The organism is Micromonospora noduli (genome assembly GCF_003264365.1).
Taxonomy (GTDB): Bacteria; Actinomycetota; Actinomycetes; order Mycobacteriales; family Micromonosporaceae; genus Micromonospora; species Micromonospora noduli.
Map to the genome: position 1 here is coordinate 203,622 of NZ_PYAK01000001.1, position 23,091 is coordinate 226,712.

General features: G+C 71.3%; 19 protein-coding genes. 5 read left to right on the plus strand and 14 right to left on the minus strand.

The genetic code is table 11. The features are described 5' to 3' along the window. The first annotated feature begins 21 nt into the window (after positions 1-21). Positions 22-1,797 carry a vWA domain-containing protein gene (locus tag GUI43_RS00945; protein WP_112697494.1) on the plus strand — a complete coding sequence of 592 codons (1,776 nt, stop codon included), beginning with the start codon at positions 22-24 and terminating at the stop codon, positions 1,795-1,797. 87 nt (positions 1,798-1,884) lie between these two features. Here the strand turns inward: GUI43_RS00945 and GUI43_RS00950 are convergent, their stop codons facing one another. From GUI43_RS00950 to GUI43_RS00995, 10 genes are all read right to left on the minus strand, one after another. Then, the gene (locus GUI43_RS00950; protein WP_112697496.1) at positions 1,885-2,901 is read right to left on the minus strand and encodes an ABC-2 membrane transporter-related protein; all 1,017 of its coding nucleotides are present in this window, start codon (positions 2,899-2,901) and stop codon (positions 1,885-1,887) included. Further along, positions 2,898-3,779: an ABC transporter ATP-binding protein gene (locus tag GUI43_RS00955; protein WP_112697498.1), complete on the minus strand. Its 882-nt coding sequence runs from the start codon at positions 3,777-3,779 to the stop codon at positions 2,898-2,900. Before GUI43_RS00955 ends, GUI43_RS00950 begins: the two co-directional genes overlap by 4 nt. Continuing rightward, on the minus strand, positions 3,776-4,165 hold the full coding sequence (locus GUI43_RS00960) for a GntR family transcriptional regulator (protein ID WP_112583335.1): 390 nt from the start codon (positions 4,163-4,165) through the stop codon (positions 3,776-3,778). The genes GUI43_RS00955 and GUI43_RS00960 overlap by 4 nt, the downstream gene beginning before the upstream one ends. A 134-nt stretch (positions 4,166-4,299) precedes the next feature. After that, positions 4,300-5,124, minus strand: coding sequence for a 5-deoxy-glucuronate isomerase (gene iolB, locus GUI43_RS00965; protein ID WP_112697662.1), 825 nt, complete (start codon positions 5,122-5,124; stop codon positions 4,300-4,302). A 45-nt stretch (positions 5,125-5,169) separates the two neighbouring features. Beyond that, the gene (locus tag GUI43_RS00970; RefSeq protein ID WP_112583288.1) at positions 5,170-6,354 is read right to left on the minus strand and encodes a glycoside hydrolase family 88 protein; all 1,185 of its coding nucleotides are present in this window, start codon (positions 6,352-6,354) and stop codon (positions 5,170-5,172) included. Positions 6,355-6,438: 84 nt separating this feature from the next. Beyond that, positions 6,439-7,116 (minus strand): ferredoxin-NADPH reductase, encoded by a 678-nt coding sequence (locus GUI43_RS00975; RefSeq protein WP_112697500.1) that lies wholly within the window; start codon positions 7,114-7,116, stop codon positions 6,439-6,441. Positions 7,117-7,121: 5 nt separating this feature from the next. After that, entirely contained in the window at positions 7,122-8,018 is an 897-nt protein-coding gene (locus GUI43_RS00980; protein WP_112697502.1) for a carbohydrate ABC transporter permease, read from the minus strand. After that, on the minus strand, positions 8,018-8,881 hold the full coding sequence (locus GUI43_RS00985; protein WP_225855315.1) for a carbohydrate ABC transporter permease: 864 nt from the start codon (positions 8,879-8,881) through the stop codon (positions 8,018-8,020). Before GUI43_RS00985 ends, GUI43_RS00980 begins: the two co-directional genes overlap by 1 nt. 116 nt (positions 8,882-8,997) lie before the next feature. Next, a complete protein-coding gene (locus GUI43_RS00990; protein WP_112697504.1) occupies positions 8,998-10,302 on the minus strand; it encodes an ABC transporter substrate-binding protein in 1,305 nt (434 codons plus the stop codon). Between the two features lie 42 nt (positions 10,303-10,344). Further along, positions 10,345-12,348: a DUF2264 domain-containing protein gene (locus GUI43_RS00995; protein ID WP_112697506.1), complete on the minus strand. Its 2,004-nt coding sequence runs from the start codon at positions 12,346-12,348 to the stop codon at positions 10,345-10,347. A gap of 382 nt (positions 12,349-12,730) precedes the next feature. Here GUI43_RS00995 and GUI43_RS01000 point away from each other — a divergent pair, with 382 nt between their 5' ends. From GUI43_RS01000 to GUI43_RS01015, 4 genes are all read left to right on the plus strand, one after another. Next, positions 12,731-13,870 carry a substrate-binding domain-containing protein gene (locus tag GUI43_RS01000; RefSeq protein WP_112697508.1) on the plus strand — a complete coding sequence of 380 codons (1,140 nt, stop codon included), beginning with the start codon at positions 12,731-12,733 and terminating at the stop codon, positions 13,868-13,870. 180 nt (positions 13,871-14,050) lie between these two features. Next, positions 14,051-15,193: a hypothetical protein gene (locus GUI43_RS01005; protein ID WP_146765837.1), complete on the plus strand. Its 1,143-nt coding sequence runs from the start codon at positions 14,051-14,053 to the stop codon at positions 15,191-15,193. Between the two features lie 202 nt (positions 15,194-15,395). Further along, positions 15,396-16,004, plus strand: a complete 609-nt coding sequence (locus GUI43_RS01010; RefSeq protein WP_112697512.1) for a response regulator transcription factor — start codon at positions 15,396-15,398, stop codon at positions 16,002-16,004. Positions 16,005-16,122: 118 nt separating this feature from the next. Continuing rightward, positions 16,123-16,707, plus strand: a complete 585-nt coding sequence (locus GUI43_RS01015) for a response regulator transcription factor (RefSeq protein WP_112583279.1) — start codon at positions 16,123-16,125, stop codon at positions 16,705-16,707. Positions 16,708-16,736: 29 nt separating this feature from the next. Here GUI43_RS01015 and GUI43_RS01020 read toward each other — a convergent pair whose 3' ends face one another. The 4 genes from GUI43_RS01020 to lanKC all read right to left on the minus strand — a co-directional run bounded on the left by GUI43_RS01020 (position 16,737) and on the right by lanKC (position 23,031). Further along, on the minus strand, positions 16,737-18,512 hold the full coding sequence (locus GUI43_RS01020; protein ID WP_112697514.1) for an ATP-binding cassette domain-containing protein: 1,776 nt from the start codon (positions 18,510-18,512) through the stop codon (positions 16,737-16,739). Further along, a complete protein-coding gene (locus GUI43_RS01025; RefSeq protein WP_112697516.1) occupies positions 18,509-20,236 on the minus strand; it encodes an ABC transporter ATP-binding protein in 1,728 nt (575 codons plus the stop codon). The genes GUI43_RS01020 and GUI43_RS01025 overlap by 4 nt, the downstream gene beginning before the upstream one ends. A gap of 72 nt (positions 20,237-20,308) precedes the next feature. Next, entirely contained in the window at positions 20,309-20,428 is a 120-nt protein-coding gene (locus GUI43_RS01030; RefSeq protein WP_013734295.1) for a SapB/AmfS family lanthipeptide, read from the minus strand. 5 nt (positions 20,429-20,433) lie between these two features. Next, positions 20,434-23,031, minus strand: a complete 2,598-nt coding sequence (lanKC, locus tag GUI43_RS01035) for a class III lanthionine synthetase LanKC (RefSeq protein ID WP_112697518.1) — start codon at positions 23,029-23,031, stop codon at positions 20,434-20,436. Between the last annotated feature and the right edge of the window lie 60 nt (positions 23,032-23,091).

Below are 23,091 nucleotides of genomic sequence, written 5' to 3' on the forward strand. Positions count from 1 at the left end.
CCCGCCGAGGAGGACGTCCCGATGGCCCCACCCGCTACGCGTACCCGGCAGTGGTTGCCGTACACCGCCGCCGTCACCGCCGGGTTGGTGGTCATCGCCGGGGCGTTCGTGTTCGTCCGGCAACGCGAAGCGGGCAACGACTGCGCCACCATCCTCCAGGTCAACTCCTCCACGGAGAAGGCTGCCCTGCTGGTCGACCTGGCCGAGGCTTACAACCGCAGCGACCGGTCGATCAAGGGCGATGGCTGCGCCCAGGTGCACGTCAGCGCGTTGAACTCGGGCAAGGCCACCGAGGCGCTGGCCACCGGCTGGACCCACACCGGCCTGCCGCAACCACAGGTCTGGCTGCCGACGTCGAGTCTGTGGACCGGCCAGCTCCGGCTGCTCGACGAAGCCGCCGGGCGGGAGTTGCAGACTCCGGACCACTACCCGTCGATCGCGAACAGCCCGCTGGTGATCGCGATGCCGCAGCCCAAGGCCGAACTGGTACGCAAGCAGGGACCGCTGGGCTGGGGAGAGATCCTGGGCCTGTCCGGGCGGGACGGGTGGGCGGGCTTCGGCAAGCCGGAGTGGGGCCGCTTCACCTTCGGCAAGGACAACCCGAACCTGTCCACCTCCGGGCTGGCGGCGACCATCGCCACCTACTACGCGGCGGTGCAACGGGCCAGTGACCTGACCCGGTCCGACCTGGCAGACCCGGCGGTCACCCAGTTCGTCCGCCGCATCGAGGCCAACGTGTCGCACTACAGCGACGACTCGGTCGACCTGCTGCGCAGCCTCGCCGAGGCGGACCTGACCGGCGGGGCGGGCAGCACTGACGACATGAGTGCCATCGTCCTGCAGGAGGAGCTGGTGGACCTCTACAACACCGGCGCGCTGAGCCCTCGGCAGGACGGGCAGGAGCGGGGCCGCCGGCCGAACGTCCCGCTGGTCGCCGTCCATCCCAAGGAGGGCACGTTCAACCTGGACCACCCGTTCGTGGTGCTGCCTTCCGCCGATGAGCAGCAGCGCGCGGCAGCGGCGGACTTCCAGAAGTTCCTGACCGAGGACGCCCAGCAGGAGAGCTTCGCCCGCCTCGGTTTCCGGGACCACGAGCGTCGCGCCTCGGCGGAACTGCTCGCCAGCGTCGGCGCCGAGCCCACCGCCGGGCTGAACTACTTCGAGCCACCGGACCCGCAGGTGGTAAGCGCGATGCTGGACGGCTGGCGCACCATCCGCAAGAAGGCCAACATCCTGATCGCGCTGGACACCTCGGGGTCCATGCTGGCGAAGGTCGGCACCCGTACCCGTTTCCAGGTGGCCTCGGCGGCGGCGGGCAAGGGCCTCGCCCTGCTCAACACCGAAGACCGGGTGGGGCTCTGGTCGTTCTCCTCGGAGACGCAGCAGCAGCCGAAGAGCCCCTATCGGCAGGAGGTCCCGCTCGGCGGGTTCGATCAGAAGCGGATCAACAGCAAGATCGCCGGCCTGGAGGTCGCGGGCAGCACCGCGCTCTACGCGACGATCCGGGCCGCACACCGAGAACTGCTCGACCGGTACGACCCGCAGCGGATCAACGCGATAGTGGTGCTGACCGACGGCAAGAACGAGTACAGCAAGGACAACGACCTGGCCCGGTTGCTCGCCGAGGTCGCCCTGGACCCGCGGCGTCCGGTGAAGGTCTTCTGCATCGCCTTCGACCGGGAGTCGGACTTCGCCACGCTGGACCGGATCGCGAAGGCGTCGTCGGGCAAGGCCTTCGACGCCACCGACCCTGCCAAGATCGACGAGGCGTTCGTGAAACTGGTCAGCAGCTTCTGACACTCCCCCAAGCCCGCTGGCCGGGTAGCTACGGTTCGACACACAGGTGGGGGCCAGGCGCTCGGCCTGCCCCCACCGGCGCTGCCGTCAGACCAGTCGGCGGCGGACCCACCAGAGGGAGAACAGGGACAGCGCGACGGTCAACGCGAACAGCGCGCCGAACTCCCGCCATTGCAGGTCCCAGAACTTCGAGCCCGGCACGTAGCTCACCTTCAGGCTGAGGTTCTGCTTCCCCAGCCAACTCTGGCACGCCTCGCGCCCACCGGACGCCCTCGGCCCGCACTGCGTCATATCGGCCGGACCGGTGAACTCCGCTCCGGTCGAGGTGATCGTGGTGCTCGACACGATCCAGTCACCCCTGCGGTCGGGCTGGACGTGGACCGTCATCCGCCCGGTGTCGGGGCTCATCGAGATCCCGTAATCACCGTCGAACTGTAGGGGGCTGACCGTGGTGACCGGCTGAGCCAGCCAGGGGCGCACCACGAACGGCGCGGCGATCTGCAGGCTGATCACCACCAGCAGGGTCACCGCCATCGCGGCGAGGGTCCGCCGCAGCAGCAGCCCGGTGGCGACACCCACCACGAAGGCCAGCGTCGCGTAGCCAATCGGCACAATCCCCCGGGCCGCGAACACCAGCGGGTTCATCCGGTCCGCCGAGGCCCCGTCGATCGGCTGCGCCCACTCGGTAAGCACCAGGCTGAGCAGGCCGGCACCGAGCGCGGCGGCACCGCAGCCGGCCGCCAGTTTGACCAGCAGCCAGCGGCCGCGGCTGACGGACTGACTGAAGACCATGCGGTACGTGCCGGACTCCAACTCCCGGGCCACCAGCGGCGCGCCCCAGAAGATGCCCACCAGGGCGGGCAGCAGGTACAGGGCGCCGATGGCGGCGATGTGGAACTCACTGGCCCAACCCGGTTGCAGCGCCTGGAGGAACGCCTCGCCGGCGGCACGGCAGGCATCGCCCTGGCAGCCGGTGTATCCGGTCTCTCTGGCCAACTGCGTCACCTCCGACCAGGTCAGCGCCAGACCGCCCAGCAGCGCCAGCAACAGGGTGCCGGTGGCCAAAGCCGGGGTCCGGAACTGCCGCCACGTCATCCAGATCATCGCTGTCCCTCCAGAACCCGATCCGGCCCGTCGCCGGCGGCACCGCTCATGTACGCCAGCACGATGTCCTCCAGGTCCAGCCGGTCGACCTGCCAGGACGGGTCGACGATCGGCGCGGTGCTGCGCACCACCAGGGTCGACTGCACCTCGGTGTGACTCTGCTCGACCAGGGCTCGCCCGGCACCCAGGTCGGCGGTGTCGCGCCGCCGCCCGACCAGACGGTGGTGGGTGGCGAGCAGGTCGTCCACATCGCCGGCCACCCGCACCCGAGAGGCGACCAGCACGATCAGGTGGTCGCAGACCCGTTCCAGGTCGGCGACCAGGTGCGAGGACATCACGATGCTCATGCCCTGCTCTGCGGTCAGCTCCATCAGCCCCTGTAGGAAGTTGCGCCGGGCGAGCGGGTCGAGTGCCGCCACCGGCTCGTCGAGCAGCAGCAGATTGGGGCGCTTCGCCGCGGCGACGGTCAGGGCCAGTTGGGCGCGCTGGCCTCCGGAGAGCTTGCCCGCCTTCTGTGCCGGGTCCAGGCCGACCTGGGCGATCCGCCGCTTGGCGAGCGCAGCGTCCCAGGACGGGTTGAGGTGCGCGCCCATCCGCAGGTGGTCGGCGACGGTCAGGCCGGCGTAGACCGGGGTGTCCTGTGCGACGAACCCGACCTGCGGCGACCCGCTGACCGGCCGCGCGCCGAGCACCTCGATCCGCCCCGCGGTCGGATCGAGCAGCCCACAGGCCAGTTGCAGCAGCGTGGACTTACCGGCGCCGTTCGGCCCGACCAGGCCCACGACGTGGCCGGCCGGAATGTCCAGAGTGCAGTCATTCAGTGCGGAGCGCCGTCCGTAGCGCTTGGTCAGACCGTCCGCGATCAGGGCGCTAGTCATCCTCGGGCCTCCGAAAATGCCCGAAAGCTGCTGAGGAAGAGTGCCTCGATGCTCTCGTCGTCCAGGCCGGCCTCCCGTGCCTCGGTCAGCCAGCGGGCCAGGCCCTGCCGCAGCGGCTCGTGCTTGCTCAGCGAGTCGCCGACCAGCGTGCGGGTGACGAACGTGCCCAGCCCGGGCCGGGCCGTGACCAGGCCCTCGTACTCCAACTCGCGGTACGCCTTGGACACCGTGTTCGGGTTGATCGCGACCCGGGCCACGACCTCCTTCACGGTGGGCAGCTTGTCGCCTTCGTTCAGGACTCCGAGCCGGAGCGCGTGCCGTACCTGTCGGATGAGCTGCATGTACGGCGCGACCCCGGACCGTGCGTCCAGGTGGAACTCGATCACCTCGGCACCCCATTTCACTAGTTGCCTAGCACAATAGGGCCATCGAAGGTCTGTTCGCTAGCGAATGACGTCACCTCGCGTCGTGGAATCTCGGACGACTACCGTCGACGTTGCGCCGGGTCCCTCCGATGTCACTACAGGCCCAGGCCCCGCAGGGTGGGTACGGTCTGGCCCACCCAGGCGAGGTCGGCGTCCTCGCGAGCACCCTGGGTGCGTTGGGTGCCGGCCAGGAACCACAGGAAATAGGTGGTGTAGCCGGGTGCGCTGACCACTGTGTGGTACCCCTCGGGCATCATCTGCATCACGTGGTCACGGATGGTGACGTTCTCCTCGTACCCGTCGTCGGTGTAGACCCGGCTGATGCCGAATCCGTTCGCCGGGTTGACGCGGTAGTAGTACATCTCCTCGTGTGCGGCCTCGGCGGGCAGGTCGTCGACCTTGTGCCGGTGGGGCGGGTAGGTGCTCCAGTTGCCCGAGGGCGTGTAGGTCTCGCCGACGATGAGCCGGCGGGCGGGCAGGTCCGGCTGGGAGACTTCGGTGAGGATCTGGTGATAGGTACGGCCAAAGTTGGCCGCTCCCCAGCGGCCGCTCACGACCTGCTCCGGTGCGATGACATAGGGGTCGGTGGCCAACTCGCTGGGTGCGCTGGGTAGGGCTATCTCCACGGCGGTGACCGCCTCGACGATCACCGAGGAGCCGGCCGGGATGAAGACGGAGTGCGGCTTGCCGGAGAAGACGTCCGGACGTTGGCCAACCTGCGGGAAGTGGCTGTCGGCGACGGTGAAGCTGGCCGTGCCACCGAGGATGACGGCCAGGATCTCCCGGTCACCGGACTCGCCGGTCCAGGACTCGCCGGCCGACAACCGCAGCAGTGTGAAGTCCAGCAGCCGGCAGGGATTGAAGGGCAGCGTGTTCCGGCCGTCGGCGGCGGGAAGGGAGCAGTGGTAGCGGTAGTCCATGATCACCTTTCGGAATGCGGGGCAGAGCGGGTCGGTGCGCGGTGGTCACCAGGGGCTGGTCCAGCCCGGAATGGTGGCGCGGGTGAGGGCTTCCAGGTAGAAGTAGTCGCCCCACAGGGTTCCCTCGTCCACGCCGACGCTCTTGGGCTTGTCGTAGACGCCGTGCAGGATCAGCGCGTTCGAGTCCGGATGGCCGTCGGTGGAGTAGTGGCCGATGAGCGAGCGCAGGATCTCGGCGGCTGCTTTCCGGTACCGGTCGGCGCTGGCCGTGTCGGTGAGGCCGTCTGCCAGTTCGACAAGGCCGCAGGCGGCGATGGCCGCGGCCGAGCTGTCCCGCTCCTGGCCGCTGCCGTCGCCGAATTCCAGGTCCCAGTACGCGACGTGGTCGTCGGGCAGGTGGGCGAGGAAACGGTCGGCGCAGGTCCTCGCGGCGGCGAGCAGCGCCGGGTCGCCGATGTGCCGGTGGTTGAGGCTGAACCCGTAGATGCCCCATGCCTGCCCACGCGCCCAGCAGGAGTGGTCGGAGTGACCCTGCTCGGTCTCGCCGCGTAGCGGCGCACCGCTGTCCGGGTCCCAGTAGAAGGTGTGGAAGGTGGTGCCGTCCGGACGCAGGATGTGCTGGCGCAGCTGTGCGGTGTGTCGGCGGGCCGCGGCGGCGTAGCGGTCGTCGCCGGTGGTCTGGCTGGCCCAGAAGAGCAGCGGCGTGTTCATGAGGCTGTCGATGATCGTGCGCCCGCGTTGGCGGGGGTCGTTCAGGTCGCCCCAGGCCTGGATGATTCCGGCGGGTTCGAGGACGCGCGTCATCAGGTGGTCGGCGGCGGCGAGAGCCGCGTCCCGGGCCTGTGGGTCACCGGTACGGCGGGCCGGGGTGACACAGGCGAGGGTGTAGAGGAACCCCAGGTCGTGGGTGTCCAGGTCGACGCCGTGGGTCACCCGGGCCGCGAAGCTGTCCACGTGGGAGAGCGCTGCCCGCAGGTGGCGCTCATCGCCGGTCAGATCGTGTGCCAGCCAGAGCATGCCGGGCCAGAAGCTTGTGGTCCAGCCGACGTTGGCGCCCTCGGGCTGGCCTGCGCTCGGTGGCCGGAGCGGGTAGCGGTCGGCGTCGGTGGTGTCCGCGGGGTACCGGTCGCCGAAGGTGGCGATGTTCGCGTCGACGGTACGTATCGCGGCTGCCACCGCGGCCGCCGTGGCTTCTGCGTCGGAGCTGGGACGGACGTCGGTCGCCGTCATGGGTGCTGTTCTCCCTCGTGTGTCCGGTCCGGTGCCGGGCAGGTGTGTCGTCGGCGTCCCGGTTCGGTGGCCGAAACGTGGTGGTCAGGTGCTCTGGGGTGCGGTCGTCGGTGGGTCGAGGGCGGCGCGCACTGTGAAGCGGCTGTTGGCCCAGACGACGTAGAGCAGTGGCGCGGCGGCGAGGCCGAGCGCGATCGCGGGGCGGGCCGCCAGGATCTGGGCGAGCAGCACGAGGACGAGCAGAGACACGGCGGTGAGGTACCAGCGGCGCACCGCCAGATACAGGCAGGCGCGGGCCACGTCACGCAACCGCGCGGCGGGTCGGTCGGCGATGGTCACCAGCCCGAGCAGCGTGGTAGCGAGGGTGAGGACGATCAGGGTCGCGAGGACCGGCAGGGCGAGTGCCCCGACCCGGTGGCCCCACGCGGCGCGGGCGTCGACGGCGAGCACGACGAGGGCGGCCATGGCTGCCGCCGTCCAGAGCATCGCCGGCCGGGCAGTGGCTCGCCAGGCGCGGCCGTAGGTGCGCAGCACGCCGCCGGAGTCGCCGGCAGAGTAGGCGGCCATGACCGCGAAGACCGCGCAGAGCCCGGGCGCGCAGAGCGGGGCGGTCAGCGCGTACAGCGGCCACGAGCGCGCCGCCTCGGTGGTGAACGCGAGCGTCACCAGAGGTAGGCAACCGAGCACCAGCAGCAGGTTGGTGACGAGCGCGACGTAGACCCCGTCGAAGATGGCGGCGATGGTGTTGTGGCGCGAACGCATGGACCTCAACCCTTCAGTCCCGTCGTGGCGATGCCCTCGATGAAGTGGCGCTGGCCGAGCAGGAAGATGACAGCTACCGGCAGCACGGACAGCACCGAGCCCGTCATGATCAGCGCGTACTCGGCGTTGTACTGGGAGATGAAGGTGTTCAGCCCCAACTGGATGGTGCGCAGCTCCGGACTGCGCAGGTAGATCAGCGGGCCGAGGTAGTCGTTCCAGGTGGTCACGAACGTCAGCAGGGCCAGGCTGGCCAGCGCCGGTCGGGACAGCGGCAGCATGATCCGTCGGTAGATGCCGAACTCGCTGAGGCCGTCCACCCGCGCCGACTCGCTCAGCTCCTCGGGGATCGTCTCGTAGAACTGCTTCATCAGGAACACGCCGAACGCGCCGAACGCCTGGATCGCGACGATCGACCACAGCGTGTTCGACAACTGCAACTTCGACATGAGGATGAACTGCGGAATCATGTACGACTGCCAGGGCACCGCGATCGTCCCGACGTACGCCAGGAAGAGCGCGTTGCGGCCGGGAAAGCGGACCCGGGCGAAGCCGTAGGCGGCGAAGCTCCCGGTCACCACCTGCAGAAGTGTGACGACCACCGACAGCAGCAGCGTGTTCCACAACCACGTCGTCATGTCCGAGCGCTGCCAGATGTCGATGTAGTTTCGCCACACCACCGGATCGGGGAGCCAGGTGATCGGGATGGTGAAGACGTCGCTGTTGGTCTTCAACGACGCCACCACCATCCAGTAGAACGGCAGCAGCAGCCCCGCCGCGGCGAGCACGAGGGCGGCGTACCCGACGAGCCGCCAGCCCCGGGACCGGACCGGTCGGCCGGGCGCGCTGCGGTTGCCGGGCGCGGCGACGGTCGGGGCGGGCAGCGAGAGGTCGGTAGCGGTCATCAGCTGTTCCTCCGCTTGTTGACCATGAACTGAATGACCGTGATGGTGAAGCAGATGGCGAACAGGACGACGGAGACCGCCGAGGCGTAGCCGAACTGGTTCTCCTCGAAGCCCTTCTGGTAGATGTACTGCGAGAGCACCAGGGTCGACTGGCCCGGTCCGCCGCCGGTCATTACGAGGATGAGGTCGAAGACCTTGAAGCTCTCGATGGTGAGCAGCACCGTGACGAAGAAGGTGGTGTGCCGCAACCCGGGGAGGGTCACGTGCACGAACCGCTGCCACGGTGAGGCCCCGTCGGTCTCGGCCGCCTCGTAGAGCTGGGCCGGGATGGTTTGCAGGCCGGCCAGGAACAGCAGCATGTAGTAGCCCATGTACCGCCAGGTGCCGACGATGATGACCGCCGGCATCGACCAGGTCGACGACGTGGTCCAGCCCGGCGCATTGTCCACCCCGACGGCGCCGAGGAGAGCGTTGATCGGGCCGTACTCCGGGCTGAACAGCTGGTTCCACACGATCGCGATCGCCACGATCGAGGTGATGTAGGGGAAGAACGCGACGGTGCGGAAGAACCGCACGCCGCGCAGTTTGCGGTTGAGCAGCAGCGCCAGCCCGAGTGACGCCGCGAGGGTCAGCGGGATGTGGAAGACGGTGTAGTAGACGGTGTTGCGCAAAGCGGTCCAGAAGCTCGCGTCACCCCACATCCGCCGGAAGTTGGCGGTGCCGGTCCACTCGGCCACCCCGAAGACGTTCCAGCTGGTGAAGGCCACGTAGAACAGCACCGCGACGGGCAGGAGGGTGAGCACGGCGAAGCCGACGAAGTTGGGCAGGATGAACGACCAGCCGGCGACCGTGTTGCGCGACACCAGCCGCCGGTTCCTGGGTCTCGTGCGCGGCAATGTTGCCATAGGGAGTCTCCGGGAGCGTTCGGCATGGTGGCGGGGCCGGCGTGCGGCTCAGGCGCGCCGGACCCGCCATCAGCTCACTGGTTGAGGACCTCGTTCTTGGCGCGGGCCTGCGCCTTGCTCAGCTCCGCGTCGACGCCCTTGCTGTCGGAGAGGATCGCCGAGTGCGTCTCGTTGAGGAGGTTCTGCAGGCCTGCGGTGTGCTTCGACACCGGGTTTTCCGGCTTGATGGTGTGCTTGGCGTAGGCGAACTTCGACAGGTCGTCCTGCGGTACGCCGTCCAGCCCGAACAGCGTCGCGGTGACCGCGTCGGTGACCTGGGCCGGGGTGATGCCGATCCCGGCCAGCGCCTTGGCGGCATCCGGGCCGGCCGCGTACTGGAGGAAGGCCTTGGCCGCGGCGGTCTTGGACTTGCTGATCTTCGGGTTGATCCCCAAGCCGGTCGGGTCACCGAAGGTGACAGGTGTGGCGGAGGTGCCGGTGGTGGACTTGTCGAACTGCGGCGCCGGGGCGATCCCCCACTGAAACTTGTCGGCGTCACCGCTCTGTCGCTGGTTGAGCAGCGTGGCCACGTACCAGGTGCCCATCAGCACCATTGCCGACTGCTGCTTGCCGAACTGCGCCTGGTAGGTGAGTTTGTTTGTCTTCGCGGTGCCGAAGGTCGGCTGCGCGCCGGCCGCCTGCAGGTCCAGTGACCGCTCGTAGTACGGCTTCAGGTAGCCGAAGTCTCCGGAGAGCAGGTCCGCGTTGGGGGTCTGGGCGAGCGCGAACCCCTGCACTGTCGACTGGAAGGTGTGCTGGTACGCGCCGGTCGCGTTCGAGCCGGCCCCCTTCAGCCCGGTGTGCAGTCGCTTCGTCGCGTCGGTGTAGTCGTCCCAGGTCCAACTGCCGTCCGGCGGCGCCACCTTCGCCTTCGCGAACAGATCCTTGTTGTAGAACAACACCCAGGAGTCCTGCCGGTACGGCACCGCGTACGCCTTGCCATCCACCTGGTAGGACGCGAGCGCCGGGCTCGAGCCGAGACCGGAGGTGGCGTCGGAGACGTCGAGCAGCTGACCACCGCTCTGGTACGTGTAGAAGTTCTTGAGGTTCTTCATGACGTAGACGTCCGGGGCGGTGCCGGCGGCCAGGTCCGTGATCATCTGGGTGTCGTAGTCGTTGCCTGGGGCGTACTCCTTGAGCTCCACCGTCACGTTCGGGTGGGTCGCCTTGAAGCCGTCGGCAAGCGTTTTGAATTCGGGCGTGGACGACAGGGTCCAGCCGGCCAGGGTGATGGTCACCGGGGCATTGGGGTCGACTGGCTCGTCTCCGCCGCCGCAACCGGCGAGGACAAGCGTCAGGGCCGTCGCAGCGCTGATGACGGCCGGTATCGCACGCTTCATCCCTCTCTCCTTAGGTCAAGGGGCCCGGATGGGCCCGCACTGCTACCAGGACGCCTGGGTGGGCCCGGCATGCTCCGTGTCCAGACGGGTCGACGTGCTGATCCCGTCGGGCCAGTCGATTCCCAGGTGGAGGCCGCGGCCGTCCTCGTCGACCACGGCCTGGCAGGCCTGCCCGGCCGTGGCCACCGGCACCCTGGACAGCTCGGTGAAGGTGGCGGCCCATGCGCCCGGCCGGACGGGGTGGTCCAGCCATGGCACGACCAGCCCGCCGGCCAGGGGCCCGCCGTGCGGAAAGTCGGTGACGCCGGCCGTTGCGCCGCCGTGCACGCTTTCGAGCCAGCTGGTCAGGTCGGCTCCGGTCACGACCGCCACACCGCCGGCGGCGGTGGCCGTCGCGTCCCCGGCAACGGCCCAGCCGCCGATCCGTAAGCGCAGCGCAGCCGCCTCGACGCCGTCGGCGAGGCCGTCGACGCGGGTCAGCCGTAGTTCCCAGGGGCCGCGGACCAGCGAATACACAGTGAGGTGCCCGGCCGGTCGGGACCGGCCCACGCGGCCGCCGCCGTGATCGCGCTGACCCGGATCCGGGTCGACCCAGTGGGCGAGGGCACGTGACCCGGCCACGCCCACGCCGTCGGTGTCGACGTGAACGGTCAGCAGGCGCATACCGGCGCGGTGGGTGACCCGGCCCGCGTCGTCGACGAGAGTGACGGACTGGTCGAGCGGGCTGGCCCAGCCGCTGTCGTCGAGGACCGGGGTGGTGGCGGTGGAGTAACCCAGTCGGGCGTAGAGCGGGGAATCTGCGACGGTGGCACCCTCGACGGCGTGGTCGGTGCCGTGGTTGACGACGCGGACAATGCCGTCGGCACGGGTGCTGGAGACCAGCCAGCCGGGCGCGTGTATCGCCCGCACCTCGTCCCGTTCCTCGACCGGCAGCGGCTCCTCGGGCGTCGTCCAGACCGGATGGTCGGCGGGCAGCGCGATGCCGAGCAGGCCCTTGCTGGCCCAGTACGGCGAGCCGGGCCCGGAGTACGACTGCGCCAGTCGCGGCCACGGCCCGTGCCAGCCGACTGTGAGCAGGCCTCGTTCGTCCAGGGCGCCGTTGGCGACGAAGTGACGCACGATGCGGGTGGCCGCGCCGCGCAACCGGCCGAGGCTGACCGAGGGCACGCCGGCGATGGCGCCAACCCAGAACGGCGCCGCCGCGGCGAAGCGGTAGGTCAGGCTTCGCCCCTGGATCAACGGTGATCCGTTGGCGCCCACGAGCGCGACCGCGTCGCTCAGGAAGCGGTCGAGGCCGGCCAGGTCCCGTTCGCGGCGCTGCTCGGCCAGGTCCGCTGCGCCGGCCATCCGGGCCCACAGTGTCGGGTAGAGGTGCAGGGCCCAGCCCACGTAGTGGTCGTAGGCGCGGTGCGGCCCGTCGGACATCCAGCCGTCCCTGCGGACGAAGCCGTCATGGGTGGTCAGGTCCTCGTTCATCTCGTCGCGCGAGTGCGGCCCGCCCACCGACCGCAGGAACGTCTGCACGACCAGCCGGAACCAGACCCAGTTGATCCGTGGGTACGTGTCGTCGCCGACGGCCGGGCGCAGATAGTCCACTACCCGTTCGCGCACCACGGACGGCAGTCGATCCCAGATCCACGGGCGGGTCATGTCCAGGACCAGCGCGATGGAGGCGGCCTCCACCTTCGCCTGGGGGTGCTCGTCCAAGCGCACCCAACGGTCTGGAGAGCTCGGGTCGGTGCCAGCGGTGATACCTGCCGTGTACCGGTCCACGAGCTCGTCCAAGCCCGCTCCTCGTGCACCCGCGATGCGGAACCCAGCCAGCAGGAAGGTGCGGGCGAAGCCCTCCAGTCCGTCGACGGACCGCCCGTAACCGCCCTCCGGCCCGGGGAAGGTGACGAGGGCGTGTCCGGGCGACGCGAACGGTCGGGCGGCGGCGAGCATCCGGTCGGCGAGGGCCAACCAGTCATCCCGGCTCCAGGTCGCGGCGGTAGCGACATCCGAGTCCGTCGCCGGTGCCACCTGGCCGGTCGTCCCGAACGTCATCCGTGGTCCTGTCGCATCGATCCGTCTCCGTCGAATGTGGCGAGCGGGGCGTTGCCCATGAATGTGACGCGCTGGCATCCGCAAGGTTTCCGAAGTAAAACGCTCACAAAGGAGCAAGTCAATGCCGTTCCCAAACCGATGTGGACACACTCGATCAAGAGAGCACACAACACGGTCTTGACACGCCAAGTGCTCTGATACGATCAGAATCGTTCACAGTCGCTCTATCAGTCCGAGGAGCCATGACCGGCGCAGACCGCTTCGCGGGCCCTCTGGCGGCGGCATTGCCCGCGGTCGACGTCACCGGGATCGGCCCGGCCGGCGAGGTCGTCCGTACCATGCAAGAGCTTTCGCCGCACGAAGCGTTCCTCGGAGGTCCCCCATGACCAAGGACAGCCCCGTCGTCGCCACGGCGGAGGCCCCCCGGGGGCCGCTTCAGGTCGCCCGCCGCCAGCAACTGTTGGCAGCCCTGCAACGCGACGGCTCGATGCGCATCTCTGACCTGTCCCATGCGCTCGGTGCCGCGCCGGTCACCATCCGGCGCGACATCGCGGAGCTCGCCGCCGAAGGGTTGGTTCGCCGGGTCCACGGTGGGGTCGCCCTGATCCTGCCGGACGACGTCCCGGCAGTCGACGAGCCACCCGCCACAGGCCTGGACCCGCTGGTCGGGCGCGCCCTCGGCATGCTCGTGCCCTCCTTGGACTACTACTGGCCGGACGTGGCTCGCGGCGTCGAGGGGGCCGCCCGCGAGCTGGACATGCGTGTGGTCCTGCGCGGCTCGTCCTACGACAGTGAGGACGACCAGCCGCAACTGGCCCGCCTGGTGGGGCGGATGGGCGTCGACGCGCTGATCATCGCGCCGAGCATGGACGCACCGACCGCTGAGCGCACCATCGAGTGGCTCGACCAGGTCGGCGTCCCGGTCGTCCTGCTGGAACGCACCGCCACGCTAGGCAGCCACCACGCTGTCATGGAGTCGGTGGTCACCGACCACGCGCTCGGTGCAGCCATGGCGGTGCGCCACCTCACGTCGCTCGGACACCGCAAGGTCGGCCTGGTGCTCGACGCCAACAGCCCCACCAGCCAGCACGTGCGGCGCGGCTGGCTCGACGCCGCGACCGAGTGCGGCCTCGACTCGGACGCGACGGTGGTGGCTGTCGTACCCGACGCGCGGTCACCCGAGCGAGACGTCGTGCTCAACGGCATCCTCGACCAGTGCCAGGCGACCCGGACGACCGCGCTGCTGGTGCACGCCGACGCCGAGGCGATCGCGCTGGTGCAGCGCTGCGAGGAGCGGCACCTGTCGGTACCCGGCGACCTCTCCATCGTGGCGTACGACGACGAGGTCGCCGGGCTCTTCAGCCCGCCGCTGACCGCGGTCCGACCGCCGCGACGCTCGATCGGACGAGCCGCCGTGCGTCTCGTCGCCGACCGGCTCGCCGACCCCGACCGCCCGACCCACCGGATCGTCATCAGCCCATCGCTGCGGATCCGGGAGTCGACCGCGCCGCCACCCGCGTAGGCGGTCATCCCCGGTCCGGGACGTTCGCCGATCAGGGACCAGCCGGGTGACGGGCAGCCGGCCTCCCCATCGGATGGAGTGCGCCCGCATCCTGCCGACGAGCGCGCATTCACCGGATGCGATTGCGTGAGCGCACCGCTACGATGGGTCAGCAGTCCAGAGGGAAGGGATCGTGCCCGCGTGCGAAGTCCCGTCAGCGGAACCGCGCCGGCGTCTGTGCCGGACCGGTCCGCGCCGCTTGCGGCCGGCCGGCTGCGCCGGCTCGCCCGGCGGCTGGTGCTGCTCGCGGCCGCCGTCGGGGCCGGTTTCGTCATGGCCGCCCTGTTGCAGGGGCCGGCCGCCGCCGACGGGATGCGCAGCGGGTCCGGTGACGAGCCTCATCGGAGGATCGGCGGTCTGGTCGAGTCGGTCGCGCGGCTCACGATCGCCGAGCGCCCCAACCAGGACCGTCAACGAGCTGCGGCTGCCGACGACCGCCGCCACGACAGGCCCCGTGCCCCGCTGGTGGTGCCCACCGGTGGGGTGGCCACCCCCCGCGAGGATCCACCCGCGAAGGAGCCTCGACGGTCGGCGGGTGCGTCGAGGTTCGGCGCATCCGTCCCACCCGGCGCGACGGAGCGCGAAAGGCTCCGACCGGCCTCCGTGGCCCGCGCGGCTCAGCGTGTCGACCTGCCGCGGCCGGCCGCCCCTGCACCGCGGCAGCCGGCCACCGCCGCACCCGATCCGTTGGCGGTGCGTACGCCGGCCGAGTCAACAGTGGTCGGCCTGATCACCGCTCCCCTGCCGTACGTCGTCGACATCGTGAGCACCGTGCCGATCAGGCCCGTCGTCATGGGGCTCCTCCGGGTCACCGATGCCGTTCTACCACCCCCTCTCTGCCCCGTGATCGTTCCGGGGGCGGCACCTCGACTGCCCGCTCCCCCAGCGCTCGTGCCGACCGCCGTGCCGGTGACCGAGCCGGCTCCCGTACTGACAGTTCCGATGCCACCGGCGGGTCCGGCGCTGGCCCTCGTACGCGCCGCAGCGCCGCCGGCCCCGGCCGCGCCACCGCCGATGTCCGTCGTCGTCCCCACGCGGGCCACGGCCCCGACGGGGCACGTCGCCGCACGCCCGGCACCGGTGGCCGCGCCGGGTCTGCTTTCTGGTGAGCCAGTCGCACCCGCCGACCAGGACGCCGCCGGCGTCGATAATCGATCGACGCCTGCACCGGGGCTGGTCCGGCCGCTCGACCGGCAGTCGCACCTCGGTGCCGGGCAACAGTGCGATCTCGTGCCGCTTCTGGTCGAGAGCCGAACTCCATCTGCGATCGCCCGCCCAGGCTGAGGCGGGTCGACCGACCCCGGTGGCTGGCCCGAGTGGCCGGCCTGTCCCACCCACTGGTCGGTCGATCAGTGCCCGCGCCCGTCCGCCGTGACGGTGCCGCGGGCCGATGCCCACCCGTCTGTAGCGCACGACCGCCCTGACCAACCCGTGGACGTTCCGGGATCGGTGGCCGTCGTGGCGCGTACCGGAGATCGGAGAGAACGTGGTGATCCACGTTGTTGTCGCCGAGGACATGGGTTTGCTCCGCGGGGCGCTCTGCGCCGCGCTGTCACGCGAGGAGGACATGGAGGTGGTCGCCGACGTCGAGGGTGTCGCTGAACTGTTGACGGTGGTCCGGCGGTGCCGACCACAGGTGGTGGTGCTGGCACTGACACCGGAGCTGCCCGACCCGGTGGAGGTGGTCGCCCGGATCGACGTCGAGGCGCCGCACGCCGCCGTGCTGGCGATGAGCCCGCGGTGGAGTCCGGCGTTGGTGGAGGCGGCGCTGGCAGCCGGCGCGCGCGGCCTGGTCGGGAAGGACTGTTCGCTGGCCGAGTTGGTGCGCGCGATCCGCGCGCTCGCGGCCGGGGAGAGAGCGATCGACCCGGCCGCGGCGATCGCGGTGCTGAGTCCCCCGGAGATGCCGTTGACGCCTCGGGAGATGGACGTGCTGCGGATGGCAGCCGAGGGTCTGCCCCTGAAGGAGATCGCCGTCCGCCTTTACCTGGCACACGGGACGGTGCGCAATCACCTGTCGGTGATTCTGCGCAAGACCGGGGCCCGCAACCGGTTGGAGGCGGTGTCGCGCGCGCGGCGTAACGGCTGGCTTTAGCCGTCGGGGCGGGTCCGGTGAAGTTTCCGGACCCGCCCCCGTCACCGTGCGGCCCCACCGGACGCGTGTTTGAATGTTGACGTTGTGTGATCGCCATCGGAGTGCGGGAAGGTTCATCGTGATCCGTACCCTGCTCGCCTTGGACGGCGCCCTGGTTCTGGGCGCGCTGTCGTTCGTCCTCGCCGCCGAGGAGGACATCCGTGTCGTGGCGGAGGTGGATCGCGGCGACGCGGTCTCCGCGGCCGTCCACGCTCAACGCCCCGACGTGGTGGTGGCCGACCTCGATCTCGTCGAGCAGGTCGATCCCGACCGCCTCGGCCGGTGCCCCGTCCTGGTGCTGGCCCACCCGCATCGGGCCCGGCGGCTGCGAGGCATGCTCTGCCCGACCAGGGCGGTCGGCATCCTGCGCAGTGACGCCGCCCCCCAGCGGGTCATCGACGGGATCCGCCGGCTCGCCCGCCGGGAGCCCGTGCTCGACGCGGATCTCGTCGTCGCGGCGCTGCACTCGGACGGCCCACTGACGAGCCGCGAGACGGAGGTGTTGAGGCTGACGGCGGCGGGTGCGCCGGTCGCGGAGGTGGCGGTGACGCTCGGGCTCACCCGTGGCACCGTCCGCAACCATCTCGGGAGGATCGCCCGCAAGGTGGGCGCGCGTACCCGGGTGGAGGCCGTGCGGATGGCCGGCGAGGCGGGCTGGATCTGACGGGCGTCGTGGGGGCGAATGGGCGGGGTTCAGCCCTGCCGCGCCGACGCCGCCGGGGACGGCAGCACCGAGTCGTCCCAGCAGCCGACGAGCACCCGGTAGGTGGCCGAGCGGGCCAACAACTGTTCGTGCGTCCCCACCACGGGCTCGTCGCCGTCGAGGACCAGCACCCGTCCGGCCCGCAGCGCGGAACTGATCCGGTGCGCGATCACCACGAGGGTGCCGGGCCGCCGGGCGAAGGCGGCCTCGACCCTCGCTTCCAGCACCGGGTCCAGGTGGCAGGTCGCCTCGTCGAGGACCACCAGCGGGGCGGGTGCCAGCCAGGCCCGGACCGCCGCGATGAGCTGCCGCTCGCCGGCGGAGAGCAGGGCCGGCGCGACCGGCGCGCCCAGGCCGCCCAGGCGGGTCGCCAGGGGACGCGCGCCGAGCGCGTCGAGGGCGACCTCCAGCGTGTCATCGTCGGCGTCCGGCCGGAGGTAGCGGAGGTTGTCGGCGAGACTGCCGGTGAAGACGTACGCCTCCTGGGGCACGAGCACTCGCATCCGGGCGAGAACGGCCGGCTCCACCTCGGCGACCCTCGTGCCGGCCAGGTGGACCGCCCCTGCCTGCGGTGGCACCAGACCGGCCATCAGAGCGGCCAGTGTGGACTTGCCCGCGCCGCTCGGGCCCACCACGGCGAGATGGTCCCGGTCGGCCAGTGTCAGCGAGAAGTTCTGCAGGACGGGCCGGGCGCGCGGGCCGTAGCCGAAGGTCAGGTCCCGGACCTCGACGGCTGGCGGAGGGCCGGCGGGACCGGTGGGCGGTCGGCAGCGGGGCATCGCGGCGGCGAGGGCTGACGGCTGGTCGTCGGGGACCTGATAGGTGCGCAGGATGTTCTCCAGGGTGACCGCGTAGCGGAGCCCGCCGCCGCCGAGACCCTGCACCAGGGTGTGCAGGGCCGGTTGCAGCCCGGTGGAGACGTAGATCAGCGCGCCCAGCACCGCGCCGGCGGTGAGACCACGCTCGACCAGCCACGGGGCGGTCACCATCAGCACCAGCAGTGGCAGCCAGCCGCCGATGCCGAGGCTGAGGCTGCGGATCGCCGCCATCCGGGCGAGCATGCGTTCGGCGGCGGCCTGCGCCGACACCCAACGTGCCACCTCCGCCGTCACGCGTGCCTGTGCGCCGCAGGCCAGCACGTCGCGGTGACCGGCCAACGCGGTCGCCGCCGACTGGCCGAGCTGCTCACCGGCCCGGACGTAGGCGCGCTGGTGCGTGACCATCGCCGGCAGCGCGGCGAGAAACACGACCAGACCGGCGACCAACGGCGCGACCGCCAGCAACGCCACCACCGGCGCCAGGGCGAGCAGGCCGAGCAGGGCCGCGCCAGCGGAGAAGAGGAAACCGCGGGTCACCATCAGCAGACCGGCGAAGGTGTCGCGGACGATCTCCATCTGGTGGGTCAGCCGGGTCACGGCGGCGCTGTCCGGACGACCACCCGTCCTGGTGGCATTGCGTAGCGCGCCCCGGATCACCTGAGCGGCCACCTCGTCGCGGAACGGCTCAACCACGGCGCCGAGGCTCCGGTACGTCCGACCGGTGGCCGCCGCGCCGACCAGTACGGCCACGGCGAGGACCCCCAACCAGGCCAGGCCGTTGAGCAGACGTCCGGCCAGAAATCCCTCGTCGACGGCACGGGCCACCAGGTAGCCGGCGAGCAGCGCGGGCAGCGACTCGACAAGCGACCAGCCGCCGAGCCCGGCGAGTTCCCGCCGACGGGCCCGTAGCGCCCGCCAGGTCACCCGGCGTACGCCGGGACGGCTCACGACCCACCGCCGGCCGGCTGGAAGACGGCACGGTAGTCCGGGTCGGCCCACAGTTGCCGGTGCGGTGCGAGGCCGCGCAGCCGACCGCCGTCCAGCCAGGCGACGAGGTCGGCCGCAGCGGCCGCCGCGGTCCGGTGGGTGACCACCAGTCGGGTACGCCCCCCGGCGCGCCCGAGAACCGCCTCGGTGATCCGGTGTTCGGTGGCGGTGTCGAGGCTGGACGTCGCGTCGTCCAGGATGAGCAGCCGTTCGGCGGCGAACGCGCGGGCCAGGCCGAGGCGTTGGGTCTCGCCCCCGGAGAGCGGTGTGTCCACCAGCGGGGTGCGGTAACCGCCGGGCAGACGGTCGATCACGTCGGCGACGGCCGCCATCCGGGCCGCTCGCAGAACCGCCGGAGTGGCCGGGCTCCGATCGGCCGGCGGCGCCGCCGCGTCGACCGGCAGCGCCAAGCCGATCGCGTCGTGGACGGTCGCACCGATCAGCACCGGCCGGTCGAAGGCGTAGCCGACGGCCCGGCGCAGCGCCGCCGCGTCGAGGTCCCGCAGCGGCACCCCGTCCAGTCGCACCTCACCGCGGTCGGGGTCGTACAACCGTCCCGCCACGGCCGCCAGGGTCGACTTGCCGGCACCGGACGCTCCGACGACGGCCACTGTCGCACCGGCCGGCACGTCCAGGTCGACGCCGTCCAGGATGGGCCGGCCGTCGTCGGCGTGCACGCACACCCCGCGCAGTCGCAGGGCGCCGCCGCCGGGCGGAAGGGGCCGCTCGCCCGCCGGCGTGGCGGGCTGCGTCAGCAGCTCGGCGACCCGGTGTGCTCCCGCGCGGCTGCGGACCAGGTGGTTCAGGGTGGCGAGCACCGCGCCGAGCCCGGCGCCCATGGCCGCGTACCGGACCGCGGCGACCAGTTCGCCCGGTGTGAGCCAGCCTGCGGTCAGGGCGTACCCGCCGACCGCGATGACGCTCAGGTTCAGCAGCGGCGCCACGGCGGAGGTGCGCGCACTCGCCCGGGCCAGCAGCCCCCAGGTACGCCGGCCGTGCCGGTCCAGCTCCGGTAGGTCCGCCAGCACCCGGTCCTCCTCGCGGCGGGTGGTGCCGGCGGCGGCGATGGTCCGGGCACCGGTCAACGACTCCAACAGTCGGCCGGCCATGCTGCCGAGCACCCGCTGGTACCCGGCGGTCGCGGCCGAGGCGTCGGCCACGAAGGCGCGCATGAGGACGGCGAGCACGCCGAGGCCGGCGAGCAGGGTGAGACCGAGGACCGGTTCCATGATGGCGAGCGCGACGACGCTGCCCAGCGGCGGAAGCACCGCCACGATGGCCAGGACCACGGCGTTGCCGGCCTGTCCCGCGTCGGCGGCCTGGCCGACCAACCGGCCGACGAGATCACCGACCGGGTGCCGGCGGGTGGCGCGGACGTCCACGGCGAACAGGTGACGCAGTAGGCGCTGGCGCAGCGCGGCGGTGGCGCGCGCCGCACCGAACCCGCTGGCCAGGTCGGTCAGGGTGTCGACGCAGATGAGGACGACGACCAGGGCGCAGGCGGACACCGCCCACCAGGCGGAGCCGCCGTCGAGGGCGGCGTCGACGGCGCGGCCGAGGGCCGCGGGGAGCAACAGTTCGGCGGCCGCGCCGAGCAGCGCGACCGCCGCGAGTCCGGCGGTCCAGCCGCCGCCCGCCAGGACCGTCTGCCGCAGCAGCCTGTCCCCCACGGCGAACGTCGGCATCGGTCCTCCCGTTGGTACGCGGTTGCCCTGGGCGGGTACGTCTACCCACCCAGGGCCCCACGTGTGCGTGGATCAGTTGCAGGTCGTGACGGAGAGCGAGCTGTCGCCGCAGAGCAGCAGGCTCGCCCGGCTACCGCCACCGGTGCGGTCGGCCGGAGCCATCTCCAGGCCCTGGAGGTCCAGAAGTGCCATGTCGTTCACCTCCCTTCCTTCCGTTCGCCGATCAGGTCGCCCCCGCTGTCGCGGGGGAGTCTGTCCGCGCCCGGCAGGGGCGCGAGAAAGGGCAGCGCCGGCGGCTGGTCGTGCTGCGCGCTGGCCAGCGCGTACAGCACGCCGGCTGTGCCGGTGCCGAAGTCCATCGAGAGCCGCAGCAACTGCTCACCGGGGAATGCGGTCCCCTCCTGGTACGGCAGTGCGTGCCAGGCCAGCCGATCCAGCTGCGCGCGAAGTTCGCGGCGGTCGGCGTCGTCGGTCGAGGCGGCGAGGTAGGCGATGATGCCGGCCCGGCCGGCGAACAGCCCGGACTGTGCGTAGAACGGTGAGCGCGCCGCGCGGCGGACCCCCGCGCTCGCCTCGGCGAACCGGTCGTCGGCCCGGTGGCGCAGGTACTGGTCGAGGACCAGCCCGATACCGACACTGCCGTGCGCCAGGTAGGGCATGGTGCGCCAGCCCTCGTTGACCTCCAGGGCACCGTCCGGGCGCAGCACACACCGGCGCAGATCCTGACGCAGCGCCGTGGCGGCGTGCCCCAACAGCTCGTCGTCGCCGCTGAGCTCGTAGAGCCGCAGCAGCATCAGCGCGGGTCCGGTCCGGCCCCGCAACAGCCCGGCGTACGGGTTACGTCCGCCGCTGACGTCCGGGCCCGGGTCGTCGGCCAGCTGCCCGATCACACGCTCGGCGGCCCGCCACGCGGCGTCGCGCAACGACACCTCCCCGGTGCGCGCGGCCAACTCGGCCAGGTTGAGCGCGATCCCGGACAGTCCGCTGGCCAGACTGTGGTCGAGCCCGTCCAGGGGTTCCCGCAGGCAGATGTCGAGAACGTCCAGCGCGTCCTGCCGGCGTCCGAGGTGAACGAGTGCGTACGCGACGCCATGCAGCCCGTCGTAGAAGCCGCAGCGGGTACCGGACGGGGGCGCTGTCGCCCGCCGCACCAGCCAGTCTTCGTGCTCGGGCCACCGCCCGGCACCGCTCTTGTCGAGCGCGTACAGCACCCCCGCCGCCCCGTGAGCGAGGTTGAGGCCGCCGCTGCGGAACTGCTCGATGTCACCGGGAAAGAGCCGGTCGTCGCGCTCGGGGGTGGCGCTGGCCACGATCGCCGTCGTCAGCCGGGCCCGCATGGTGCGCCAGTCATCCGCGTCGAGATCCCCTCGCGGTTCCGCTGCGCCGTGCGGCTCACCGGTGATCTCCTCGACCGCCGGATCGAGGAAGGACCTCGGCACCGGGAAGTTCGCGGCGATGATGTCGGCCAGGTGAGTGACCTTCTCCGGGGCGAGCCGGACCAGCTGGGTCAGTGGCAGGAACAGCGCCAACCGCAGGCACGCCAGGGCGTACCGGTCGACGGCCGGCCCGCTGCGGTCCCTCGGTGCCGCGAAGCCCTGGTTGCGCAGCCCGGGTCGGCGGTGCCCGGCGATCGGGGCGGCCACCTCGAAGTCGACAAGGGCGACCCGGTCGTCCGGCCGGATCATGATGTTGAACAGGTGCAGGTCTCCGTAGACCAGGCCGCGCTCGTGGATCGCCGCGACGACGGATTCGACCTGCTCGTAGGTCTGGCGGGCCCACCGGGCGTACGCCGCCCGGTCGTCGTCGGTCGCGTCGGCGTCGATCAGCGGGTACCGGTCGACCAGCACCTTGTTCAGCGGTCGGCCCTCGATGAACTCGAGCGCGAGGAACCGGTGCTCGCCGAGGACGAACTCGTCGTGCACCCGAGGCACCTGCGGCAGGTCGGCGAGTTGCCGCAGAGCCTGCGCCTCGCGGGCCAGCCGGGCGACGGCGTCGGTGCCGTCGGCGTCCAGGCCGGCGTGCGGTCGGGCCTCCTTCAGCACCACAGCGGTGTCGGTACGCAGGTCCCTGCCCACGTACAGGCCGCCACCGTTCGAGAAGTGGATCACCCGCTCGATCCGGTACGGCACCTGGTCCGTGCTGGTGCCGCTCCGGGCGGCCAGGTGCGGGCCGAGGAAGTCGGGCACTGTGACCCAGGACGGTACGTGAAAGACGGGCTCCCGGCGGTCCGGCACCAGCGTGCCGGACTCGTCCTCGATCGCCGGCACCACCTGGCCGTCGGGCGAGTGGCAGTAGCGGGCGGCGAAGCCGCCGTAGCGCACGTAGACCGGGCCGGTGCCGTAGCGGAGGTCACTGAGGATGTACGGCCCGGTCTCGCCGGTCAGCAGTTCGTCGAGTTCCTTGCAGGCCAGCTCCAGCTCCGCGTCGTCGCGCGGATAGACAGTGATGAACTTGCCGCTGGCGGCCCGGGCGGCGTACTTGGAGTTGCGCAGCAGCAGCGTGCGCGGGCCGCGCAGGAACTTGAAGGACAACCCGCGGGGGACGCAGTAGTTCCAGACCGCGTCCAGCACCCGCTCGGCGTTCGCCAGACCGGCCGACACATGAATCTTCCAGCCCTGCTGCGGCAGCGAGCCGCCGTCGGGCGCGTAGATCAGCCAGTCGTCGAGCGGCTCACGGCGCCAGCCGGTCGGCGTCGGCCGGTCGGCGGCCGGGAAGACGGGCTGTGCGACGGCGCTGCCGAGCGAGTCGTAGAACAGCCGATCCGCGGCGCAGTAGCTGTCGTAGCGTTCGTCCACCGTCTCGCCGCCCCTCGAACTCGGCCGGCTGGTGTTCCGGCGTTGAATCGAGTCTCATCG

Bases quoted from the DNA above. Each gene is read 5' to 3' on its own strand.
- GUI43_RS01030 (WP_013734295.1), bottom strand. From the start codon at position 20,428: ATGGCACTTCTGGACCTCCAGGGCCTGGAGATGGCTCCGGCCGACCGC.
- GUI43_RS00975 (WP_112697500.1), bottom strand. From the start codon at position 7,116: ATGCGTTCGCGCCACAACACCATCGCCGCCATCTTCGACGGGGTCTAC.
- GUI43_RS00970 (WP_112583288.1), bottom strand. From the start codon at position 6,354: ATGACGGCGACCGACGTCCGTCCCAGCTCCGACGCAGAAGCCACGGCG.
- GUI43_RS00995 (WP_112697506.1), bottom strand. From the start codon at position 12,348: ATGACGTTCGGGACGACCGGCCAGGTGGCACCGGCGACGGACTCGGAT.
- GUI43_RS01000 (WP_112697508.1), top strand. From the start codon at position 12,731: ATGACCAAGGACAGCCCCGTCGTCGCCACGGCGGAGGCCCCCCGGGGG.
- GUI43_RS00945 (WP_112697494.1), top strand. From the start codon at position 22: ATGGCCCCACCCGCTACGCGTACCCGGCAGTGGTTGCCGTACACCGCC.
- GUI43_RS00950 (WP_112697496.1), bottom strand. From the start codon at position 2,901: ATGATCTGGATGACGTGGCGGCAGTTCCGGACCCCGGCTTTGGCCACC.
- GUI43_RS00990 (WP_112697504.1), bottom strand. From the start codon at position 10,302: ATGAAGCGTGCGATACCGGCCGTCATCAGCGCTGCGACGGCCCTGACG.
- GUI43_RS00980 (WP_112697502.1), bottom strand. From the start codon at position 8,018: ATGACCGCTACCGACCTCTCGCTGCCCGCCCCGACCGTCGCCGCGCCC.
- iolB (WP_112697662.1), bottom strand. From the start codon at position 5,124: ATGGACTACCGCTACCACTGCTCCCTTCCCGCCGCCGACGGCCGGAAC.
- GUI43_RS01025 (WP_112697516.1), bottom strand. From the start codon at position 20,236: ATGCCGACGTTCGCCGTGGGGGACAGGCTGCTGCGGCAGACGGTCCTG.
- GUI43_RS00955 (WP_112697498.1), bottom strand. From the start codon at position 3,779: ATGACTAGCGCCCTGATCGCGGACGGTCTGACCAAGCGCTACGGACGG.